Here is a 21,849-nt window from a genome sequence, read left to right on the forward strand (position 1 = left end):
TTTAAGTCTTGATTGGGTCGAAACCCTCTCCGTAAACTCCCCTGACAGTACTTTGGGAGATAAACGCCTTATTGTCTATCTGCTTTACGAGTCGGAATATGGCCACGGATTCCGACTTCTTTGCAAGTACCACCACCACCTTTACCGATTTGTGCGAATAGCCGCCGGTACCGTCCAGAATGGTACAACCACGGCCTATATCCGATATAATCCGTTCGCATATTTCGTCGTACTTGGGCGAAAAGATGAAAAACTGAACAGATTGGCGGTTCCCGTTCAGCACCATGTCGAGCACATAGTTGCACACCAGCATTTCTACAAAGGAAAAAACAATCTTATCAACACTGTGAAACAGAAAATAGGAGGAACCGATAATAATGAAATCGCAAAAAATCATAGCTCTTCCTATGGATATATTTCTATACTTGTTTACAACGGATGCAATGATATCGGTTCCACCCGAACTACCGTTACCCGAAAAAATCAGACCCAGACCCGCACCGCATAAAATACCACCAATAACAATGGCCATGGCCGGTTCGCCTTTCAGAATTGGTTCGGTAAATACATATTGAAACAAAGTAAGCAGAACCGAGAGACCTACAACTCCAAAAACAGTTTTGATCAGGAATTTGGCGCCAAGTATCTTAAAGGCAAAGATCAGCAAAACAACATTTATAACGATATAGGAAACTGAAACCGGTAATCCCGTTGAAAAGAAGATAAGGGCACAGATACCGGTTACCCCACCGGTAACAATTTGATTGGATAAAATAAAGGCTGTCCAGCCAAATGCATATAAAACCAATCCCAGTGTAATCAGCAGGTAATCGTTAATGGAATAATATAATTGCGTAATTTGTTTTCTTTTCTTTCCCATATGTATTTTATATCAAATTAAGTAAACCGTTTCAGGAACTATGAATCATACTCCTGAAACGGTTGTTTTATTATCAGATTACAATATTAACAATCTTCTTCGGAACCACGATGACTTTTTTGGGAGTTTTACCTTCCACCCATTTGGCTGCGCTTTCATGGGCAAGAGCCATCTTTTCCACTTCGCCGGCCGGCATATCAGCCGGCAGTTCGATGTTGAAACGAGCTTTTCCGTTAAATGAAACCACGTAAGTAGCCGTATTTTCTACCAGATAAGCTTCGTTACAAACGGGCCATTGAGCATCGCAAACCGTCGACTCGTTACCTAATACATGCCATAGCTCTTCTGCAGTATGCGGTGCGAAGGGAGCCAGCAAAGTAATAAGCTGTTCCAGTATGGCACGCTTACGGCACTTCAGGGCACTCAGTTCGTTCACGCAGATCATGAATGCACTTACCGAAGTATTGAACGAGAAATGTTCTATATCGAAAGAGATCTTCTTGATAAGTTTGTGCAGAGACTTCAACTCTTCGGCAGAAGGCTCTTCGTTAGTAACCTGCAGCTGATCGTCGTTGGTATAGAACAGCCCCCACAACTTGCGTAAGAATCTGTGTACACCATCGATACCGTTGGTATCCCAGGGCTTCGACTGCTCAAGCGGTCCGAGGAACATTTCGTATAAGCGAAGCGTATCGGCACCAAACTTTTCAACAATCACATCCGGATTAACCACGTTGAACATGGATTTAGACATCTTCTCAACCGCCCATCCACATACATACTTGCCATCTTCCAGGATGAATTCGGCCGTCTTGTATTCCGGATTCCAGTTTCTGAATGCTTCGATATCCAACACATCGTTGCTCACAATATTAACATCCACGTGGATAGGAGTAACTTCGTACTGATCTTTCAGGTTCAACGAAACAAAGGTGTTGGTCTCCTTGATACGATATACGAAATTAGAACGACCCTGAATCATACCCTGGTTGATAAGCTTTTTGAAAGGTTCGTTTTCGCAAGCAACACCCAGGTCGTAAAGGAATTTATTCCAGAAACGGCTGTAGATAAGGTGACCTGTGGCATGTTCCGTACCACCTATGTATAGGTCCACGTTACGCCAGTACTCGTTGGCTTTTTTGGAAACCAGCGCTTCGGTGTTTTGTGGATCCATGTAACGCAAATAGTATGCAGACGATCCGGCAAAACCAGGCATGGTACACAATTCCAATGGGAAGCCTTCGTCGGACACCCAGTTCTTGGCACGTCCCAGAGGCGGTTCGCCCTGTTCGGTTGGTAAGAACTTATCCACTTCGGGTAATTCCAACGGAAGTTTGGATTCATCCAGCATGTAAGGCATGCTTTCTTTATAGTAAACAGGGAACGGTTCTCCCCAATAACGCTGACGGCTAAAAATAGCATCGCGCAAACGGAAGTTAACCTTTACCCGGCCAATTCCCTTTTCGGCGATATAAGCCTTTGTCTTTGCAATAGCCTCTTTCACCTGCAAGCCGTTCAGCACCAGTCCGCCTTCTATCTCGTGACCAGCACGCGGAGAGTTCATCATGATACCCTCTTTGGCATCCAGACTCTCTTCAGAAACATCCGCACCTTCAATCAAAGGAATGATAGGCAGATCGAAATGTTTGGCAAAAGCATAGTCGCGGCTGTCGTGCGCCGGTACAGCCATAATGGCACCGGTACCGTAACCTGCAAGTACATAATCGCTTATCCATACCGGAATAGCCTCTTCGGTGATAGGATTGATGGCATACGAACCTGAAAATACCCCCGTTACACGACGGTCGGCAATACGTTCGCGTTCCGTTTTCTTCTTGGTAGCCTGCACATAATTGGTAACTTCCGCACGCTGCGAATCTGTAGTAAGCAGATCGGTAAGCTCACTTTCCGGAGCCAGCACCATAAAGGTAACACCATAAATCGTATCGGCACGGGTGGTAAATACGGTAAACGAAAGATCCGAATCTTTTACCTTGAAGTTCATCTCCGCACCTTCGGAACGACCTATCCAGTTTTTCTGAGTCTCTTTCAGCGATTCGGTCCAATCAATCTCGTCCAGACCATCCAGCAATCGCTGTGCATAGGCAGATACACGTAAACACCATTGGCGCATCACCTTTTGTTCTACCGGGTAACCTCCGCGAACCGAAAGACCTTCGCTCACCTCATCGTTGGCAAGCACGGTACCCAATTTAGGACACCAGTTAACCATGGTGTCGCCCAGGTAGGCAATACGGTAATTAAGCAGGATAGCCTGTTTTTCCTTTTCCGGCTTGGCATTCCATTCGGCAGCTGTAAAAGAAAGCTCTTCGCCGCAGGCAGCCTGCACACCTTCGGTACCATTTGCAGCAAAAGCAGCTTCCAGGGTAGCGATAGGCATTGCTTTTTGCAAAGCGTTATCGTAATAGCTGTTAAACATTTTAATAAAAGCCCACTGCGTCCATTTATAATAAATAGGTTCGCAAGTACGTACTTCGCGGCTCCAGTCATAGCTGAAACCTATTTTGTCCATCTGCTCGCGGTAGCGGGCGATGTTGTTTTTAGTAGTTACTTCGGGATGCTGACCAGTTTGAATGGCATATTGTTCGGCCGGTAATCCGTAGGCATCATATCCCATGGGATGCAATACATTGAAACCCTGCAGACGTTTGTAGCGTGAATAGATATCGGAAGCAATATATCCCAGCGGATGTCCTACATGTAAACCTGCTCCCGAAGGATAAGGAAACATATCCAATACATAGTATTTGGGTTTACTTTCGTCTTCCACCACTTTGTAAACATTATTGGCAATCCAATATTCGCGCCATTTCTTCTCAATCTCTCTGAAATTGTATTCCATGTCAGTATCTAATTTTTTATTATTATCGACGGTAACTATGTGTTTAAAAATCAAATCCTTGAATTTCTGTGCAAAAATAAGAAAAAAAAGTACTCACTATCCCTAATCATGGCTAATGCTTCAAGATTGATGCTTAATTTTATCCTTTCCGCTCCATTAAAACCGATTTTTTTCAAAAACATCTGTCATCTCTCATTTTTTGAGTTTAATAGACTGATATTCAAATATAAAAAACATGACAGATCCCGTTTTCATCTATCATGCCGTCTGTCATCTGTCATACGGATGGTAAGCGTCCTGCCAATTGGCTGCGTATAATTTGTTTTTATTTCCTTACCTGTTTGGCTTTTCATTCCTATAGGATTGGAAAACAGTTCCTATATCTTTGAGAAACAATTCATATATCTTTGGAAAATTGTTCCTATATCTTTGAACAGCGAAAGTCATAATAAATCGTCCAAAATGTATATACATTTTAGATAAAAAGTACCGGTAAATGAGAAGAAAAGTCCCGACAAAACTTTCCTTAAGTATAATTTATTTTTCCCTTAAGTAAAGTTTTTTTTATACTTAAGGGAAAATTTACGCAGAAGGGGTGTTGGAAACCAGACATATAAGAAATGATTCTACTGAAAGTCCGGACACTTTCACAAAATCCATCCTAAAATAATTTACAGCAGATGGATGACTCTTTTAATTTGTAACTTTCTTTTGAAAATTCAGCATGCTTATCTGACTCAAATTTGCTGAAATACAAAAGATTATGTATTTTTGTGGCATGACTACAATGTTTAAATCGGATTTGGTGTAACAAACAATCTGTGTTTCTTATACAGATTGTCCCTTTGTTTGTTCTCGGATATTCTTTCCGGGAGTCGTTTCTATGTCAATTATAATTTGATTTGTATACAATGATTTAAGGCATTGGTATGCCCTTTTGTATATACTTACACTGTCAAGAAATGACTTTTGGGAAGAAAATTAACAACAATCAGGGAGATTGCCTCCATAGAGTCTCCTTATTTAAAGATCAAAACAATGCACGATTTACATTTATATGGTTGGAATGACGAGCTTTTCCAACAAAAACAAAATTCCGGTTACAAAGAATTCATTCACGGAAGAATAACAGTTACTCATAAAACCTGTTATGAGGTAATTTCTGAAGCAGGGCACTATTCCTGCGAAATGACAGGGAATATGCTCTACGGGAGGGATGTATCCGATTATCCATGTACAGGCGACTGGGTTATTTTCCAGGTAACAGACACGGACAAGGGTATTATTCTGGCTATGCTACCGCGGAAGAAAACCCTGTATCGCCTTAAAAGCGGTTCCGTATCGGAGAGACAGGCTATAGCATCCCATATTGACAAAGCATTTATAGTACAAAGTCTGGATAACAGCTTCAATGTACGCCGTATTGAGCGCTTCATGCTGCAACTTTCATCCGAAAGTATTCAGCCGATATTGATCCTGACGAAAACAGATTTAGGATTTGATGCCGATGAGATAAATAAAGCGATAAAACATCTTTCCCATAAGATGCCGGTTTTCTATACCAGTACGCAATTGCCTGAAAGTATCGATATGTTGCGTGAAACAATCCATACAGGCGAAACCGTCGTATTTACGGGCATGTCCGGCGTGGGGAAAAGCACTCTGATCAATGCTCTTTGCGGCAGGGAACTTCTGCAGACAGGAACAATCAGTGATTCTACAGGTAAAGGAAAGCACACTTCTACACGGAGGGAAATGGTACTGTTGCCGGGTTCCGGTGTGCTGATCGACACTCCGGGGGTAAAACTTTTCGGTGTTACAAACGATAATACGGATAACCTCTCAGAAATATTGGATATCTCAGCTTATGAGGGCAAGTGCCGGTTTAAAGATTGTAAGCATGTAAATGAAAAGGGTTGTGCCGTACTTGAAGCGGTCAGTACAGGAGAATTAGACCGTGGCGTATACGAAAGCTATCTTAAGCTCCGCAGGGAAGCCTGGCATTATACGGCTTCTGTCCACGAGAAAAGAAAACAGGAGAAATCGTTTTCTAAAATCGTAGACGAGGTAAAGAAACGCAAAGGCAATTACTAAGTTCTATCTATCAGTGCAGGTATTCTGTTAAAGAGTACCTGCACTTTGTATATATAGTTAGTTGATGCTATGCATTTAATAAAAAACTATAATTGTTAGTATGCCTGAAAACTTTGTGACTACTATTATTTTTTTGAGTTAATAGATTTATCATTACGAATATTAAATGAAGAGAATTATGCTTATTGCAGCGTCTGTTACAATTGTACTTTCTATACTAACTATGCTTACTCTTAAACAATCCAAATTTGGCAGATTACCATCCGGTAAGAGATTGGAAAGAATTAAGAGGTCTCCAAATTATAAAAATGGTTCTTTTCAGAATTTGTCTGAAACACCTGTTATGGCGGAAGATGCCAGCTATTTAACTATTGGAAAAGAATTCTTTTTTGGAGATAAAAAAAGTGTATATCCAACGAATGAGATACCATCAGTTAAGCCCGACTTGCTACACATGGATAGTAATGCAGACCAATTAATTTGGTTTGGACATTCCTCTTATTTTATACAGATAGATGGCAAAAGAATTCTGGTTGATCCTGTGCTGAGTGGCAATGCATCTCCGTTTTCGTTCTCAATCAAAGCCTTTAAAGGCACTACTGTTTATACGCCTGCCGATATACCGGACATTGATTATCTTTTTATTTCTCATGACCATTGGGATCATCTGGATTACGAAACAATAATGGAATTAAAGCCCAAAATAAAGAAAGTAATTTGTGGTTTGGGAGTGGGTGAGAATTTTGAATATTGGGGATTTGATAAAGATTCGATAATTGAGTTGGATTGGAATGAACAAGCCATATTGGACAACGGATTTATTGTAAACGCTGTACCGGCAAGGCACTTTTCCGGACGCGGATTAAAGCGTAATCAAACTCTTTGGGTCTCGTTTGTTTTGCAGACACCAACTATGAATTTTTATCTTGGTGGTGATGGCGGATATGATAAACACTTTGCAGAAATCGGAGAAAAGTATGGACCGTTTGACTTAGCTATTCTGGAAAACGGACAGTATAATAAACAATGGAAATATATACATTTATTGCCGGAAGATCTATTGAAGGCATTTGATGATTTAAATGCCCGACGATTGCTTGCTGTACATTCTTCAAAATTTGCCTTGGCGAATCATGCGTGGGATGAACCATTGATAAAAATTGCCAGTTCAAGTAAAAAACGTAATATTAAACTTTTAACACCAATGATTGGGGATCCTGTAAATCTTAAAGATAGTACCCAGATTTTTACCGAATGGTGGAAAATTAATTAGTTTTTCGAAACTTTAAGTACATAACCTCTTTTACTTAATGAATTAATAGATATGGTATTATCTGCTTCCAGTATTTTTCGTAAATAAGTAATTTGCACATTTAGTGATAATGAGTTATTGTAATTGCTACATCCCCAAACATTCTCAAGTATATAATCTCTTTCCACGATGGAGTTAAGATGTTGGACCAATATTCTGAGAATATCAGACTGTCTTACAGACATATTTTGAGCTAAATCTTTAAAACGGATATTACAAAGTGAGTAATTGAAAGTTATATTTCCAATTTGATAGATTCCTTCCTCCTAATAAGATAACAGATAATATTGTTGAAGGTGAGAATTATTCGATTCATATAAATCAAGGATGGAAGGTTGTTGAGAATGCAGGAATTTATACGATTGAAAAGGAATAAAACCTGATTTCTTAATAGTATCATGCCAACGGATGTCTGCACCAGGTAAATAGGATAGACTGCAAACGTACATTATAGACGAAACCAGTCTTTGATGTTTTCTTTTGCGCGAAGTTTATGTACATTTGCGAGGTGAATAAACCAGAATAGTGCTGATACATGTTTAAAATCCGTATTCTTTACATGCTATGCCTGCTTATGTTGTTTACTGCAAACCTGTTTGCGGAATGGAACAACTATGTCACAAATTATAAGAAAGAGTTGTTCGGCAAAGGGTCACAAACCTGGCAGATCAATGCATTCAACGAAAACTGGGTTTACTTTGCCAATAAAAACGGACTGCTTCAATACGAGGGAAGCAGCTGGAAATTATACCCTCTTCACAACGAAGCAGATGTGCGTTCGCTGCATATATCGACTAAATTGAAACGTATTTATGTGGGAGGTGAGGGAGAGTTCGGTTATTTCCATGCAGATGCTTCCGGAAAACTGCTCTATGTGAATCTGTCGGATTCCCTGCCGGCGCAAAGTAAGTTCAATGTAGGGTACTGGGGGGTATTTGAAGTGGATAATATATTCTACTTTGTTTCGGATAACTTTATTGTAAAACAGTTGGGCGATGAGTTTACGCTGATTCCGTCCGTGCACAAAATAGACCGTTCCAATGTGGTGAACGGCTCGTTATACATCGGTACCTATAAAGGGGTGTTCGTTTTAGTAGGAAATAGTTTCTTCCCTCTTTCAGGAGGGGAACTGCTGGAGGGAAAACATATTCGAAGTATTGAACCTTATCAGTCGGGGATGCTGATTGCCACAGCGGTGGATGGATTATTCTATGCAGAAAACGGAAAGGTGACTCCCCTGATTACCGGAGCTGAACAGTTTATGAGGGAGAACGAGGTTTTTACGATGGCTGTTTCGGGCGATTACATTGCCATCGGTACAGTGCGAAGAGGGCTTGTTCTCGTAAACCGCCGGTCGCGGTTGATCAAGTATTTCAACGAGCGGAACGGTTTGCAGAATAATACGGTTTTATCTATCAGTTTTGATAAGCGGAATAACCTATGGCTGGGGCTGGACAATGGAATCGATTATATTTCGCTGGACACTCCGTTTACCAATCTTTATACCTATCCCTATTCGTCGGGTGCAGGTTATGCTTCGGTCTTGTTTCAGGGAAAATTGTATCTTGGAACTAACAGCGGAGTCTACCATACCAGTTGGCCGGTACGGTTTACCGAAACCTCTGCCGCCATCGATTTTATCCCTCAACTGAGCGGACAGGTGTGGGATATGCGTATAATTGACGGGAAACTTTTCTGTATGCACGACAAGGGGCTATTTATTCTGGACGGGAAATCCATCGAACAGGTAAGCGGATTACGAGGTGTATGGACCTGTGTGCCCCATTGTACCGATCCGGATAAATTATGGGTAGGTACCTATGAGGGGCTTTATCTGATACAACGCATGCAGGGAAAATGGCAGGTGTTAAAGGAGTTGGAAGGGGTTTCCGACTGGTTTAAGAATTTCGAGTTCGAATCGCCCGAAGTTCTTTGGGTACGTAACACCAACGAGGGGGCTTTGCGGGTTGTACTGGATACGGTAAACTACAAGGTGAAGAGTAGCCGATTCTACACTTCGAGGGATGGATTGAAATCCATTCGGAATCTTTTTATCTCTAAATTAGAGAACAAACTCTATTTCTCGTCCGATTCCGGATTGTTTGAATATGATAAGGCGGCCGATCGTATGATACCTAACCGTACCATTCCGGTTGCTTTCCCGCATTCGGTGCTTAAAAAAGGCCGAACGGATCTGTATGGATTAAGCAGGAATGGTCTGGGGATATTGAAGAAAAACCGGACCGGCGACAAGATGTTTTCTGTTATCTATCCCTTCAATCACAAGCAGCTAGACTTCATAAAATACTATGAGAACTTTGAAATAATTGGAGATTCAGTCGTAATTATCCCCAACGAACATGGGTTCTCTTTACTCGATCTGGCCTTTAAAGAGAAGGTGGAGACTGGCAACGAGCTTTTTATCAAGAGTGTCTATTCTACCTATCCCAAGGATTCGTTGTTGTTTAATGCTAACTTTACAGGAAATTCGTACGTTCCGGAAATTCCTTACAGCCAAAACTCCCTTCGGTTCGAGTACACCATGCATGCATTCGATCTGGAGAAGGTGGTACGTTACCGTTTTATGCTGAGTCCTGCCACCGAATGGTCCGAATATACCACCTCCGAGGTGAAAGAATACAGTGGACTGAAAGAGGGAAGTTATACCTTCAGGGTAGAGGCGCTGATGAACGACGGCAAGGTTTCGTCGGCTACTTTTTCTTTTGTTATTCTGCCTCCCTGGTACCGTTCCATGTGGGCCTACTTTGTATATTTCCTGCTGTTGATGGCATTCTTGTATTTTCTGTATCAATGGGACGAATGGCGCATCAAACGTAAAAAGCAGCAGGAGGTGGCCATAAAGGAGAAGGAGATGTGGTTGAAGGAACAGGATTTTATCAAGGCTGCAGCACGACAGGAAAATGAAATCATTTCTCTAAAGAACGAGCGGCTGGAGTATGAGCTGCGCCATAAGAGTCAGGAAATGGCCAACCTTATGATGAACTTTGTCCGCAAGAATGAGATTCTGATGGATATAAAGAGCGAGCTCTACAAGATAATGGCCGAGTTGAAGTCGGATTCCGACGTGAAGGCCAAACGTATGCTGGTAACGCTTAACAATAGCATCGATACCAACATGCAGTCCGACGATCTGCTAAAAAGATTTGAAGAGCAGTTCGATCTGGTTCATAACAATTTTATGGCAAAATTAAGTGAAAAGCACCCCGACTTGTCCGTTAATGAGCGTAAGATGTGTGCCTTTTTGAAGATGAATTTGTCGTCCAAGGAGATTGCTCCCTTATTAAATCTTTCCGTACGCGGGGTAGAGACGCTCCGCTATCGTTTGCGTAAAAAAATTGGTTTGGAACGTGAAGAAAATTTACTGGAGTATTTGAATACCATTGATATTTAATAACTTATAATTCTTCAGCGAGTATTTGACGTATTCTTATTTTGTATCTGACGTATTTGAAAGTAACCAAAATATAACTTCTGCACCTCTTATTCACCTATGTTTGCATCGTTTCAGACTAAGAAATCTTTAATTTAATTATTTTATGAGAAATTTGTTAACATTTGTGCTCCTGTGGTGCACGATCCTTTCTGCTTATGCGCAAGACGTGCAGATTAAGGGTGTTGTTATTTCCGGAGAGGATAACCTTCCTTTACCCGGCGTTAATGTGGTAGTGAAAGGTACTACCATCGGTACTACGACCGATTTCGACGGTCAGTTCTCCTTTGCCGCACCGGCAAAAAGTCTTTTAGTGGTTTCTTATATTGGTTACAAACCTCAGGAATTGGTTGCCGATGCAACAAAATCCATGCGCATTGTTCTGAGAGAAGACTCGGAAGTGCTGGAAGAGGTTGTAGTGGTTGGTTACGGTACTGTAAAGAGAAAAGATGTTACCACTTCGGTAGCCACTGTTTCTACCCAGGACCTGGATCAGCGTCCCCTTATTTCGGCTGCTTCGGCTATTCAGGGTAAGGCAGCAGGGGTAAATGTTATCCAGCCCAACGGCGAACCGGGTGCAGGCATGGTGGTGCGTGTACGTGGTAATTCATCCATCAACGCAAGCAATGATCCGTTGTATGTAGTGGACGGAGTGCCCATGAGTGAAATCAATTTCCTTAGTCCCAACGACATCGAAAGTATGCAGATCCTGAAAGATGCCTCTTCGGCAGCTATTTACGGTTCGCGTGCATCCAACGGGGTTGTATTGATCACTACCAAGGCAGGCGCAAGAGGCGATGCCAAGATTGCCTTTACTGCACATGTCGGTATCACCGATGTGGCCAAAAGAGTTGAATCTCTGAATGTAGCGCAGTATGCCGATTTAATGAAGGAAATCGGACGTGTTAATCTGCCTTCCGGACTTACAGATCAGACAAACTGGTTCGACGAAACCTATCGTACGGGCGTTACACAAAACTATCAGTTGTCGTTCTCCAACGGTAACGATAAGATGAGGTATTATGTTTCCGGAGGTTATACCAAAGAAGACGGGGTTATCAAAGTAGCCTTCTACGAACGTTATAACATGAGAGCCAATCTGGAGAACCAGATTCGTCCTTGGTTGAAATTCAACACCAATGTGGCTTATTCTGATTATTCAAGCAACGGTATCGTTTCCGGTCAGGGTTCCAACCGTGCCGGTGTTGTTCTTTCTGTAATCAACACACCTACCTATGCAACCATCTGGGACCCGCAGAATCCGGGACAGTATAACAATAACTTCTACGGAGCAAATATCACCCATCCGGTGGAAAATATGTCGCGTACGGCTGACAACCAGACAAACAACAACCGCCTTATCGGTAGCGTAAGCGGCGAAATTACCTTCCTTCCGGAGTTGAAGCTTAAGTCTACCACCTCCATCGACCGTGTTTACTTCCATAAAACCAGTTTCCTGGATCCTAAAAAGACAGAATACGGCCGTTCTCAGTACGGAAATGCTACAGACGATCGCTCTTTAAGTACGGTGATGGTATTTGATAACATCCTGACGTACGACAAAGCTTTTGGAAAGCACAGCTTCAATGTAATGGCGGGTACTTCCGGTACCACTTCCAAATGGTCGGAAAGCTACCAGACTGTAAGTCACTTTATGAATTCTGAAATCAAGACGTTGAATGCCGGAAATAAAGTTTCACAGGGTAACGGTACACGTGCCGCCGACTGGAGCATCATGTCTTACCTGGGCCGTGTTGCCTATAACTACGACAGCAAGTATCTGTTTACCGCCAACTTCCGTTCAGACGGTTCTTCCAAGCTTTCTCCGGCCAAACGTTGGGGCTATTTCCCCTCTTTCTCGGCTGCATGGCGTATCTCTTCCGAAGAATTTATGAAGGATATCACCTGGATTGATGATTTAAAACTTCGCGGTGGATGGGGACAGACCGGTAACCAGTCGGGTATCAGCGACTATGCCTATCTTCAGAGATACAACATCACCCGTCAGAACTGGTGGGAAACAGGAAAGGAAAACGCCATGGTGATCCTTTCGCCTGCTAACATGAAGAACAAGGACCTTACCTGGGAAACTACTACACAAACCAATATTGGGGTGGACTTGTCTATTTTCAACAGCCGTTTGGTGTTTAATGCGGACGCTTACTACAAGTATACCACAGATTTGTTGATGGATGTTCCATTGCCTTCTACTTCCGACGTGGGTTCAATTACCCGTAACGAAGGCGAAATGGTGAACAAGGGTATCGAGTTTGCCGTAAGTTCGAAGAATTTTGTAAAGGCTTTCAAGTGGGATACCGATTTCAATATCTCTCTGAACCGCAACGAGGTTAAGAAGTTTACTTTGCAGAATGTGTACTATTATGCACAGACATCCGAAGCTACCAGCGAGAATGTAGTACGTATGACTCCCGGTCAGCCTTTAGGTATGTTCTGGGGCTACATCAGCGACGGAGTTGATCCTGAAACAGGCGACCTTATGTACCGCGACCTGGATGGAAATGGAAAGATTACCTCCAGTGATAAAACATACATCGGAAATCCAAATCCCGATTTCACCTTTGGTCTTACAAACAACCTTTCTTACAAAGGTTTTAACCTGAATATATTCTTCCAGGGTGCCGTTGGAAATGATATCTACAACGCATCACGTATGGAAACAGAAGGAATGTATGATGCCAAGAATCAATCTACGGAAGTACTTAACCGCTGGAGAATACCCGGACAGATTACGGATATGCCTCGTGCGGTTGCCACTACGGATAACCTGAAGGCTTCCACCCGTTTTATTGAAGATGGTAGCTTTGTACGCCTGAAAACGGTGACTTTATCATACAATTTTGCAGGCGGATTACTTAAGAAATGGGGCGTAAGCAGATTACAACCTTATGTAACAGCCCAGAACCTGTTCACAATTACCGGCTATTCCGGTTTCGACCCCGAAGTGAACCAATGGGGTGGCAGTGCTACTGTTCAGGGTATCGATTGGGGTACCTATCCTCAGGTTAGATCGTATGTTTTTGGTGTTAATGTTGAATTTTAATAGAATCGTATTATGAAAAATAGAATAAAACTAGGTTTATTCATGGGAGCGGTGCTTTTTGCAACATCTTGTTCCCTTGATCAGGATCCTATCTCCGACTTCAGCGAAATAACGGTAGGCGGTAAGGATACGACAGATACTTCTGTCAAGTTCAAGACAAAAGAAGAGATGAAAACGCAGTACGATGGTATCTATAAAGCAATTCAGAATGCACAGGAGGCTTGGTATGCGGATATGCTTGTACTGAATGAGACTCATTCCGATAATGCTTACTGCGGCTCTTCGGGCGCCGAACTTACCTCCCTCGAGCAACAGACGCAGGATGGAACCAACAAGAATATTGAACGTGACTGGAATGCATTTTTAGGGTATATCAACACGGCCAACCGTGTGATTAATAACGTGGATCTGGTTCCCGACCAATCTCTTACCCAGGCAGAACGCAAACAGTGGAAGGCGGAAGCCAAGATTTGGAGAGCCTGGATCTTATTCGATATGGTAAGATTATGGGGCGATGTACCGGTTGTAACCGAAGAGGCTCCGGATATTACTGCCGAAAATGTGGAAGAGGTGTATCCTCTGTTGTATCCGTCGCGTAAACCGGTTGCCGAAGTGTATGCACAGATTATCAGCGACCTGAACGCAGCTCTGGAACCCGGTGGTGCACCTGCTGTGAATGCCGGTAATAAATTCCTGCTTACCAAGTCAGTCGCCAATGCGTTGCTGGCCCGTGTTTATGCAGAAAAACCGGTACGCGATTATGCTAAGGTAATTCAATATGCAGAGGCTGTACAGAACGATGGTTTTAAATTGGTTCCCGATTTCTCCGATCTGTTTTCTGTTAATGATGCAAAAACCGATGTGAATTTCCGGAATACATCCGAATCGATCTTTGAAGTTACCTACCCTGTAGGTAGTGGCAATTGGGTAACCTGGATGTTTGGTATCGACCATGTAGATCCGAACAGTACATACAACTGGGCTAAATGGATCACTCCTTCGAGGGATCTGATCCAGGCTTACGAAAACGAAGGCGACAATGTTCGTATGAACCAGGCCATTGTATGGGGACAACCTTCCTGGAGTAACCATTATCCTTCGGATCATTATCCTTTCATGTATAAGACCCGTTCCAAGTATAACAGCATTATCAAGATCCGTTTGGCAGATATTTTATTGTTGAAGGCCGAAGCGTATGTGGAAACCGGAAACCTGCAGGCTGCAGCCGCTCTTGTTAATACAGTTCGCAACCGGGCCAAATTAGCTGATTTACCTGCAACTACTGTAAGTTCGAAAGAGAAGATGGCGGATGCCGTATTGAATGAACGCAGACTTGAACTGGCTTATGAAGGACAACGTTGGTTCGACCTGGTACGTACCGGTAAGGTGTTCAGCATATTGAATAGTCTGAATACACGTGATTCGGGCCGATTACCGATGACTCCCGTTACCGAAGAGACCGTTCTGTTGCCTGTACCGCAGACTCAGATCGACAAGAATCCTAATTTGACTCAAAACAAGGGTTATTAATGAGCATCAGCATGTTTGCAAAATTACCGATCGTATTTTTTACCGCTCTTTTGCTCTTCACAGCTTGTGGCAGTGATCCTAAAGACAATGGAGGTGTACCGGATCCGGATCAACCCGGAACGGTAGCTTCCGACGTGGATCTGTTTATCACCACGGCCAACGGCAGCAGAAAGTTTTTCCACGACTCAATCGCCTTCAATTCCAAGCCGAATATGTCACCTTATACTATTACGCTTAATCCGGCGGAAAGTTATCAGGTGATGGAGGGGTTTGGTGCGGCGATAACGGGTTCTACCTGTTATAATTTACTTAAGATGTCGGCCGGCGACCGTGCCAGACTGCTTAAGGAAACGTTCGATCCGGTTTCGGGGATGGGTTACAGTTATATAAGGATTTCCATGGGCTGTTCTGATTTTTCACTGAGCGAATTTACCCATTGCGATACCAAAGGAATTGAAAATTTTGCCCTGCATACAGAGGATAAAACCTATGTGATTCCTGTGCTGAAAGAGATTCTGGCCATCCGGCCGGATATCCGCATCATGGCATCGCCGTGGACCTGTCCGAAGTGGATGAAGGTGAACAACCTAACAGAGAAGAAACCTTTCGATTCGTGGACAAGCGGACAACTGAATCCGGCTTATTATCAGGATTACGCCACCTACTTTGTGAAGTATATCGAGGCAATGAAGTCTGAAGGGATCAATATTACTTCGGTAACGATCCAAAATGAGCCTTTAAACCGTTACAACTCGGCTTCGTTGTATATGACCTGGCAGGAGCAACGCGACTTTATCAAGACTGCACTCGGACCGGCTTTCAGAAGTGCGGGTATACAGTCTAAAATCATCGTGTACGATCATAACTACAACTATGATGCCGATAGGGCCGAAAACAAGGATCAGATCGATTACCCGCTTCACATTTACAGTGATCCCGAGGCGGCTCAGTATATTGACGGGGCGGCATACCATGCGTATGGCGGCGATAAGTCGGAGCTGGCGGATGTGCATGCCCGGAATACCTCCAAGAATTTATATTTTACGGAGATATCCATCGGCAGCTGGGGCTATAGTTTTGCAGACGACCTGATGTGGAATATGAACGAAGTTTGTCTGGGTACGATCAATAACTGGGCAAAGGCGGTGATTGTGTGGAACTTTATGCTGGATGCAAATCACGGACCGAATCGTCCCGGAGGATGTACAACCTGCTACGGAGCTATCGATATTCAGTCTGATTATAAAACGATGACACGCAATTCGCATTACTATACCATCGGTCACCTTGCCAAAGTTATTGCTCCCGGAGCAAAGCGTATAGCTACTACCGGTTACAAGGCAACCGGATTGTATTATGCCGCTTTTGTGAACCCGGATGCCTCTTATGCGGCCGTTATGCAAAACGATACGGATAAACCGCTCAATATTACCCTGGCAGACGGATCACATACATTCACTTTCGAAGTCTCCGCCAAATCGGTGGTCTCCGTCAAGTGGAAATAATAAATCTTTTACTTTTAAAAATAACAGAATCATGAAAAAATATAAATCATTAGTTTTTGCTCTTGCAGGTTTGTTAAGTTTAGCGGCTTGCGAAGACGACGATCTGGTTCCGGGTAATCCGGTTATCAACCCCACAACACAGATTGGGGCGGCTATGTTTGGCGACAGTCTTGCATTCAGTGCCGAAGTGGCGGATAACGATGTGCCTCTTTCAACACTGAAGGCCCAGCTCTTTTATGGCGACGAGAAGGTGTCTGAAACCGTAATCCGTACAAAGACCAAAGGCGACTACAAAGGAAAGATATTTGTTCCTTTCTACGCCAATGTGCCCAACGCAACGGCTACTCTGAAACTTGTACTGCAGAACATCAACTTTACCATCACCGAACAGGAATTCAATGTTCCTCTTACCCGTCCGGATTATCCGTACCTTACATTTGTAACGGCAGGCGGTGAGTATCGTATGGAGCGTGTAGGTTTATATCAATACAAGGCTACTTCGGAATTTCCACAGAAGATTAAAGGGTATATCAAGACTCCCACGGTTACTCCTGCCGGAAATGAAATAGTATTCGGTTTTGCAAATGGTGCCATTGTTGAGGGGACTACCAACGGTATCTCGTTTTCAAACTCTACCGCCGGAACCTACGATATCGAATTCAATACGCTTACCTATGCAGCTGCACCTTTTATCAAGTTGATGTTTGCCGGAAGTGAAATGGCCATGGTGGACGACAATAATTACAAGATTGAAAAGGAGTTTACAAAGGGACAGGTTATCGAGGTATCGGGTATAGCTGATTATGATGAGTGGTGGATTGATTCCGATTACTTCACCAAAGGTGCGGACGGTAAGCTTACCTTCTTGCCGGTTAGCGGTAAATACAGGGTTACTGCCAATTTTGAACGTAAATATTTTAGTGTCGAACATATGAACGGCAATGATCTTTCTGCCCTTGACAAGGATGGAAATGCAATCTGGGTAATTGGCTGGGGTATCGGTAAGCCTACCCACGAAAACAATGTAAACTGGAATCCCGACAAGGCGCTTTGTATGGCTAAGATCGGAGATAAAAAGTTCCAGCTTACCTTTAAGCCTTATCCGGTTACCTTCAACGAAGACGGTACAATTGCCAATAAATACGACTTTAAGTTCTTCTATCAGAAGGGTTGGGGCGGCGAATTCGGAGGTGCCGATTACGTTTCTACACAAACGGATATGATTTATGTGACTGACTCAGGTAACTTCCAGGCTGCTGCCGATCTGATTCTGGATCCCAACAAGTGGTATGTTATTACGCTGGATGTTTCACAGGGCAATAAAAAGGCGGTGATGACGCTTACAGAAAAAAAATAAGATTTTATGCGAATTAGTAAATTAACAACCCATATGGCCGGTCTGGGGCTGGCAACGTCCATTCTGTTTTCTGCTTGTACTGCGCAGAAGAATGTGAATGCGTTTGTTACCACCGCAGACCAGTCTATGGTCTTCAAACCATTATCCATTCCATTGGATAATGGTTCATCTGCGGATGCGAATACAATTGTTCTGAATCCGGCGGTAAAATTTCAGGAGATGGATGGCTTTGGTGCGGCAATCACAGGTTCAACTTGCTACAATTTGTTGAAAATGAAACCCGAAGACCGCACGGCATTGCTTAAAGAGACATTCGATCCGGTAGATGGAATGGGGTATAGCTACATCCGTATCTCCATGGGCTGTTCCGACTTTTCGATGGACGAGTATACGCATTGCGATTCGGTAGGTATCGAAAACTTTGCCATCCACGAATTGGATAAACGGGACCTGTTTCCTATTTTGAAAGAGATCCTGGCGATTAATCCCAAGGTAAAGATTATGAGTTCGCCGTGGACTCCTCCGATCTGGATGAAGGTGAACAACCTGAAGGATTTAAAACCGTTCCCTTCCTGGGTAGACGGACAGCTTAATCCTGCATACTACCAGGATTATGCTACTTATTTTGTGAAGTTTATCCAGGCGATGGAGAAGGAGGGATTCATGATTGAGTCGACCACCATTCAGAATGAGCCTCTAAACAGAGGAAATTCGGCTTCATTGTTCATGACATGGCAGGAACAACGTGATTTTATTAAAACGGCGTTGGGACCGGCCTTCAAGGCTGCGGGTATCAAGACCAAGATTGTTGCTTACGATCACAACTACAATTACGATTATCCCGATAAGGAAGAGTGTGCCGATCAGGTAGGCTATCCGGAGCATATCTATGCAGATGCGGATGCAGCACAGTATATCGATGGAGCAGCTTTCCATGCCTATGGAGGCGACAAATCTGAAATGCTCCGCATTCATACGGTTCGTCCGGACAAGAATCTATATTTTACGGAAATATCTATTGGCGAATGGGGCGACGGCTATTCGTTTGCCAATGATTTGATGTGGAATATGAGGGAGGTAGGTATCGGTACTATCAATAACTTCTGTAAAGCGGTTATGGTATGGAACCTGATGCTGGATGAAAATCATGCTCCCTACAGACCTCACGGTTGCAACATGTGTCTGGGTGCCATCGATATCAGTTCAAAAGATTACAAGACGATGGTTAAAAACAGCCATTATTATGCAATGGGCCATCTTTCAAAGGTAATCAAGCCGGGTGCTTTCCGTATTGAGACCAAAGGTATGCAGCAGGATGGGGTATATTATACCGCTGTTTTGAATCCCGACGGTACCTATGGGTTGGTATTGCAGAACGATACGGATGCCGAAGTGGACATCCGGGTTTCGGCGGATGAGCAGACATTTAACTGTAAGGTGCCTTCCAGGAGTGTAAGCTCTTTTATTTGGTAAGGAACATCAACTATCCTGTAGAGGGTTATTCTTTCGGTGGATCGGGATATGGTTGGAATATATTGAACTAAATGTATAAATAAATTAGTATATATGAACAAGAGAATTATCACAGGTTGCTTACTTTTGGCAGCATTGGTTTCATGCCAAAGCTCCACTTCGGTAAAAAGCAACGATGTGGAGAAGAGGGTGGAGGCCTTGCTTTCCCAGATGACGCTGGAAGAGAAGATCGGCCAGATGAATCAGATCAGTCCGTCGGGTGATGTAAATACAACCGCCGAGCTGATCAAGAAGGGTGAAGTGGGCTCTATCCTCAATGTGGCCGATGCCAAAACCATCAATGCCTACCAACGTACGGCAGTGGAGCAGTCGCGCCTGGGCATTCCGCTGATTGTGGGCCGTGATGTGATCCATGGATTCAAGACGATTTTCCCTATTCCGCTGGGACAGGCGGCTTCGTTCAATCCGGATCTGATCGAGAAGGGAGCGCGCATCGCCGCCATCGAAGCCTCTTCGGTAGGGGTGCGGTGGACTTTCGCACCGATGGTGGATATCTCCCGCGACCCTCGCTGGGGCCGCATTGCGGAGAGTCTGGGTGAAGACACCTACCTAACTTCGGTATTGGGTGCCGCCATGGTGAAGGGATTCCAGGGAGATTCTTTGAACAATCCCTCCTCCATCGCCGCTTGTCCGAAGCACTTTGTGGGCTACGGGGCAGCAGAAGGTGGCCGCGACTATAACTCCACCCATATTCCGGAACGTTTGCTTCGCAATGTGTACCTGCCCTCTTTCGAGGCGGCAGCCAAAGCGGGAGCAGCTACCTATATGACCTCCTTTAACGACAACGACGGCATCCCTGCCTCGGGCAACGGTTATATCCTGAAGGATGTGCTGCGCAAGGAGTGGGGTTTCGACGGCTTTGTGGTATCCGACTGGGCTTCGGTAGGTGAGATGATCGCCCACGGCTTCTGTGCCGACGGGAAAGAGGCTGCTATGAAGGCTGTGAACGCGGGTGTCGACATGGAGATGGTAAGCTATCATTACGTGAACCACCTGAAGGAGCTGATCTCGGAAGGCAAGGTGAAGGAGGAGACGATCGACAATGCGGTACGTAACATCCTGCGCGTGAAGTTCCGTCTCGGATTGTTTGAGAATCCGTATGTGGATGAGAGCAAGGGAGAGGTGCTTTATGCAGCATCACACCTGGAAGCCGCGAAGGAGGCCGCCATCGAGTCGGCCGTACTTCTAAAGAACGAAGGTTCGGTATTACCTCTGGGAGAATCCGTAAAGACCATCGCCGTAATCGGACCGATGGCGGATGCACCGCACGACCAGATGGGTACGTGGGTGTTCGACGGGGATAAGAACTATACGCAAACGCCCCTGAAGGCGTTGGAATCAGCCTATGGCGATAAGATCAAGATCGTGTATGCCCCGGGCGTAAGCTACAGCCGGGATACGAATACGGGCGGTATCGCCGCAGCGGTACGTGCCGCATCATCGGCAGATGTGGTATTGGCTTTTGTGGGAGAGGAATCCATCCTGTCCGGCGAGGCCCACTGTCTGGCCAACCTGAACCTTCAGGGAGCACAGAGCGCTTTGATCGAGGCGGTAGCCAATACGGGCAAACCTCTGGTTACGGTAGTAATGGCGGGTAGACCGCTAACTATCGGCAAAGAGGCAGCCTTGTCCGATGCCTTGCTTTACAGCTTCCATCCGGGCACGATGGGCGGCCCGGCCCTGGCGGCCCTGCTCTTCGGCAAGTCAGTGCCCAGCGGCAAACTGCCAGTGACCTTCCCGAAGGAGGTAGGTCAGATTCCCTTGTATTACAGTCACAACAGCACGGGCCGTCCTTTCCAGGGTACGGAGACGATGCTGCAGGATATTCCGGCGGAAGCTGGGCAGACTTCATTGGGTAACACCTCGTTCTATCTGGATGCGGGTAACGATCCGCTCTATCCCTTTGGTTACGGATTGTCTTACAGCACATTCAAATACGATAATCTGAAGCTTTCTTCAGAGAAACTGAAGGAGGGCGATGTACTTACGGTAAGCTTCGATCTGACCAATACGGGCAAATACGATGCAACGGAGGTAGCGCAGCTGTATGTTCAGGACCGTTTTGGTTCAGTAACGCGTCCGGTAAAGGAGCTGAAGCGCTTCGAACGCATCGGTTTGAAGTCGGGCGAAAGCCGTAGTGTAAGCTTCAGTCTGCCGATAGAGGAGCTCGCCTTCTGGAACATCGATATGAAGAAGGTTGTTGAGGCCGGTGATTTCAACCTGTGGGTTGGAGGCGACAGCCGTGCGGCATTGAAAGGTTCTT

The 21,849-nt window shown here is 44.4% G+C and carries 12 protein-coding genes; 9 read left to right on the top strand and 3 right to left on the bottom strand.

The genetic code is table 11. The features are described from left to right. Position 1 precedes the first annotated feature (1 nt). Both AB7E53_RS02495 and leuS read right to left on the bottom strand, forming a co-directional pair. The gene (locus AB7E53_RS02495; protein WP_446773987.1) at positions 2-880 is read right to left on the bottom strand and encodes a YitT family protein; all 879 of its coding nucleotides are present in this window, start codon (positions 878-880) and stop codon (positions 2-4) included. A 73-nt stretch (positions 881-953) separates the two neighbouring features. Further along, positions 954-3,743 carry a leucine--tRNA ligase gene (leuS, locus tag AB7E53_RS02500; RefSeq protein WP_446773989.1) on the bottom strand — a complete coding sequence of 930 codons (2,790 nt, stop codon included), beginning with the start codon at positions 3,741-3,743 and terminating at the stop codon, positions 954-956. A 1,038-nt stretch (positions 3,744-4,781) separates the two neighbouring features. On the opposite strand from leuS, the gene rsgA reads away from it, so the two are divergent. After that, positions 4,782-5,837 carry a ribosome small subunit-dependent GTPase A gene (gene rsgA / locus AB7E53_RS02505; protein ID WP_446773991.1) on the top strand — a complete coding sequence of 352 codons (1,056 nt, stop codon included), beginning with the start codon at positions 4,782-4,784 and terminating at the stop codon, positions 5,835-5,837. 274 nt (positions 5,838-6,111) lie between these two features. Next, positions 6,112-7,110 (top strand): MBL fold metallo-hydrolase, encoded by a 999-nt coding sequence (locus tag AB7E53_RS02510; RefSeq protein WP_446773993.1) that lies wholly within the window; start codon positions 6,112-6,114, stop codon positions 7,108-7,110. Here AB7E53_RS02510 and AB7E53_RS02515 read toward each other — a convergent pair. After that, the gene (locus AB7E53_RS02515; RefSeq protein WP_446773995.1) at positions 7,107-7,334 is read right to left on the bottom strand and encodes a helix-turn-helix domain-containing protein; all 228 of its coding nucleotides are present in this window, start codon (positions 7,332-7,334) and stop codon (positions 7,107-7,109) included. The genes AB7E53_RS02510 and AB7E53_RS02515 overlap by 4 nt on opposite strands. 350 nt (positions 7,335-7,684) lie before the next feature. Here AB7E53_RS02515 and AB7E53_RS02520 point away from each other — a divergent pair, with 350 nt between their 5' ends. The 7 genes from AB7E53_RS02520 to bglX form a co-directional block, all read left to right on the top strand. Then, positions 7,685-10,561 (top strand): transcriptional regulator, encoded by a 2,877-nt coding sequence (locus AB7E53_RS02520; protein WP_446773997.1) that lies wholly within the window; start codon positions 7,685-7,687, stop codon positions 10,559-10,561. Between the two features lie 145 nt (positions 10,562-10,706). Continuing rightward, positions 10,707-13,661, top strand: coding sequence for a SusC/RagA family TonB-linked outer membrane protein (locus AB7E53_RS02525; RefSeq protein ID WP_446773999.1), 2,955 nt, complete (start codon positions 10,707-10,709; stop codon positions 13,659-13,661). A 12-nt stretch (positions 13,662-13,673) separates the two neighbouring features. After that, a complete protein-coding gene (locus AB7E53_RS02530; RefSeq protein ID WP_068181199.1) occupies positions 13,674-15,191 on the top strand; it encodes a RagB/SusD family nutrient uptake outer membrane protein in 1,518 nt (505 codons plus the stop codon). An 11-nt stretch (positions 15,192-15,202) separates the two neighbouring features. Continuing rightward, entirely contained in the window at positions 15,203-16,696 is a 1,494-nt protein-coding gene (locus tag AB7E53_RS02535; RefSeq protein WP_446774000.1) for a glycoside hydrolase family 30 protein, read from the top strand. A gap of 31 nt (positions 16,697-16,727) precedes the next feature. Next, the gene (locus AB7E53_RS02540) at positions 16,728-18,053 is read left to right on the top strand and encodes a DUF5125 domain-containing protein (RefSeq protein ID WP_446774002.1); all 1,326 of its coding nucleotides are present in this window, start codon (positions 16,728-16,730) and stop codon (positions 18,051-18,053) included. Positions 18,054-18,059: 6 nt separating this feature from the next. After that, positions 18,060-19,526 (top strand): glycoside hydrolase family 30 beta sandwich domain-containing protein, encoded by a 1,467-nt coding sequence (locus tag AB7E53_RS02545; RefSeq protein ID WP_371690261.1) that lies wholly within the window; start codon positions 18,060-18,062, stop codon positions 19,524-19,526. A 93-nt stretch (positions 19,527-19,619) separates the two neighbouring features. Further along, positions 19,620-21,849 (top strand): beta-glucosidase BglX (gene bglX, locus AB7E53_RS02550; RefSeq protein ID WP_446774004.1); only part of this gene is annotated, 2,230 nt, incomplete at its 3' end.

The sequence above is a fragment of the Macellibacteroides sp. genome (genome assembly GCF_050251695.1).
GTDB classification, from domain to species: domain Bacteria; phylum Bacteroidota; class Bacteroidia; order Bacteroidales; family Tannerellaceae; genus Macellibacteroides; species Macellibacteroides fermentans.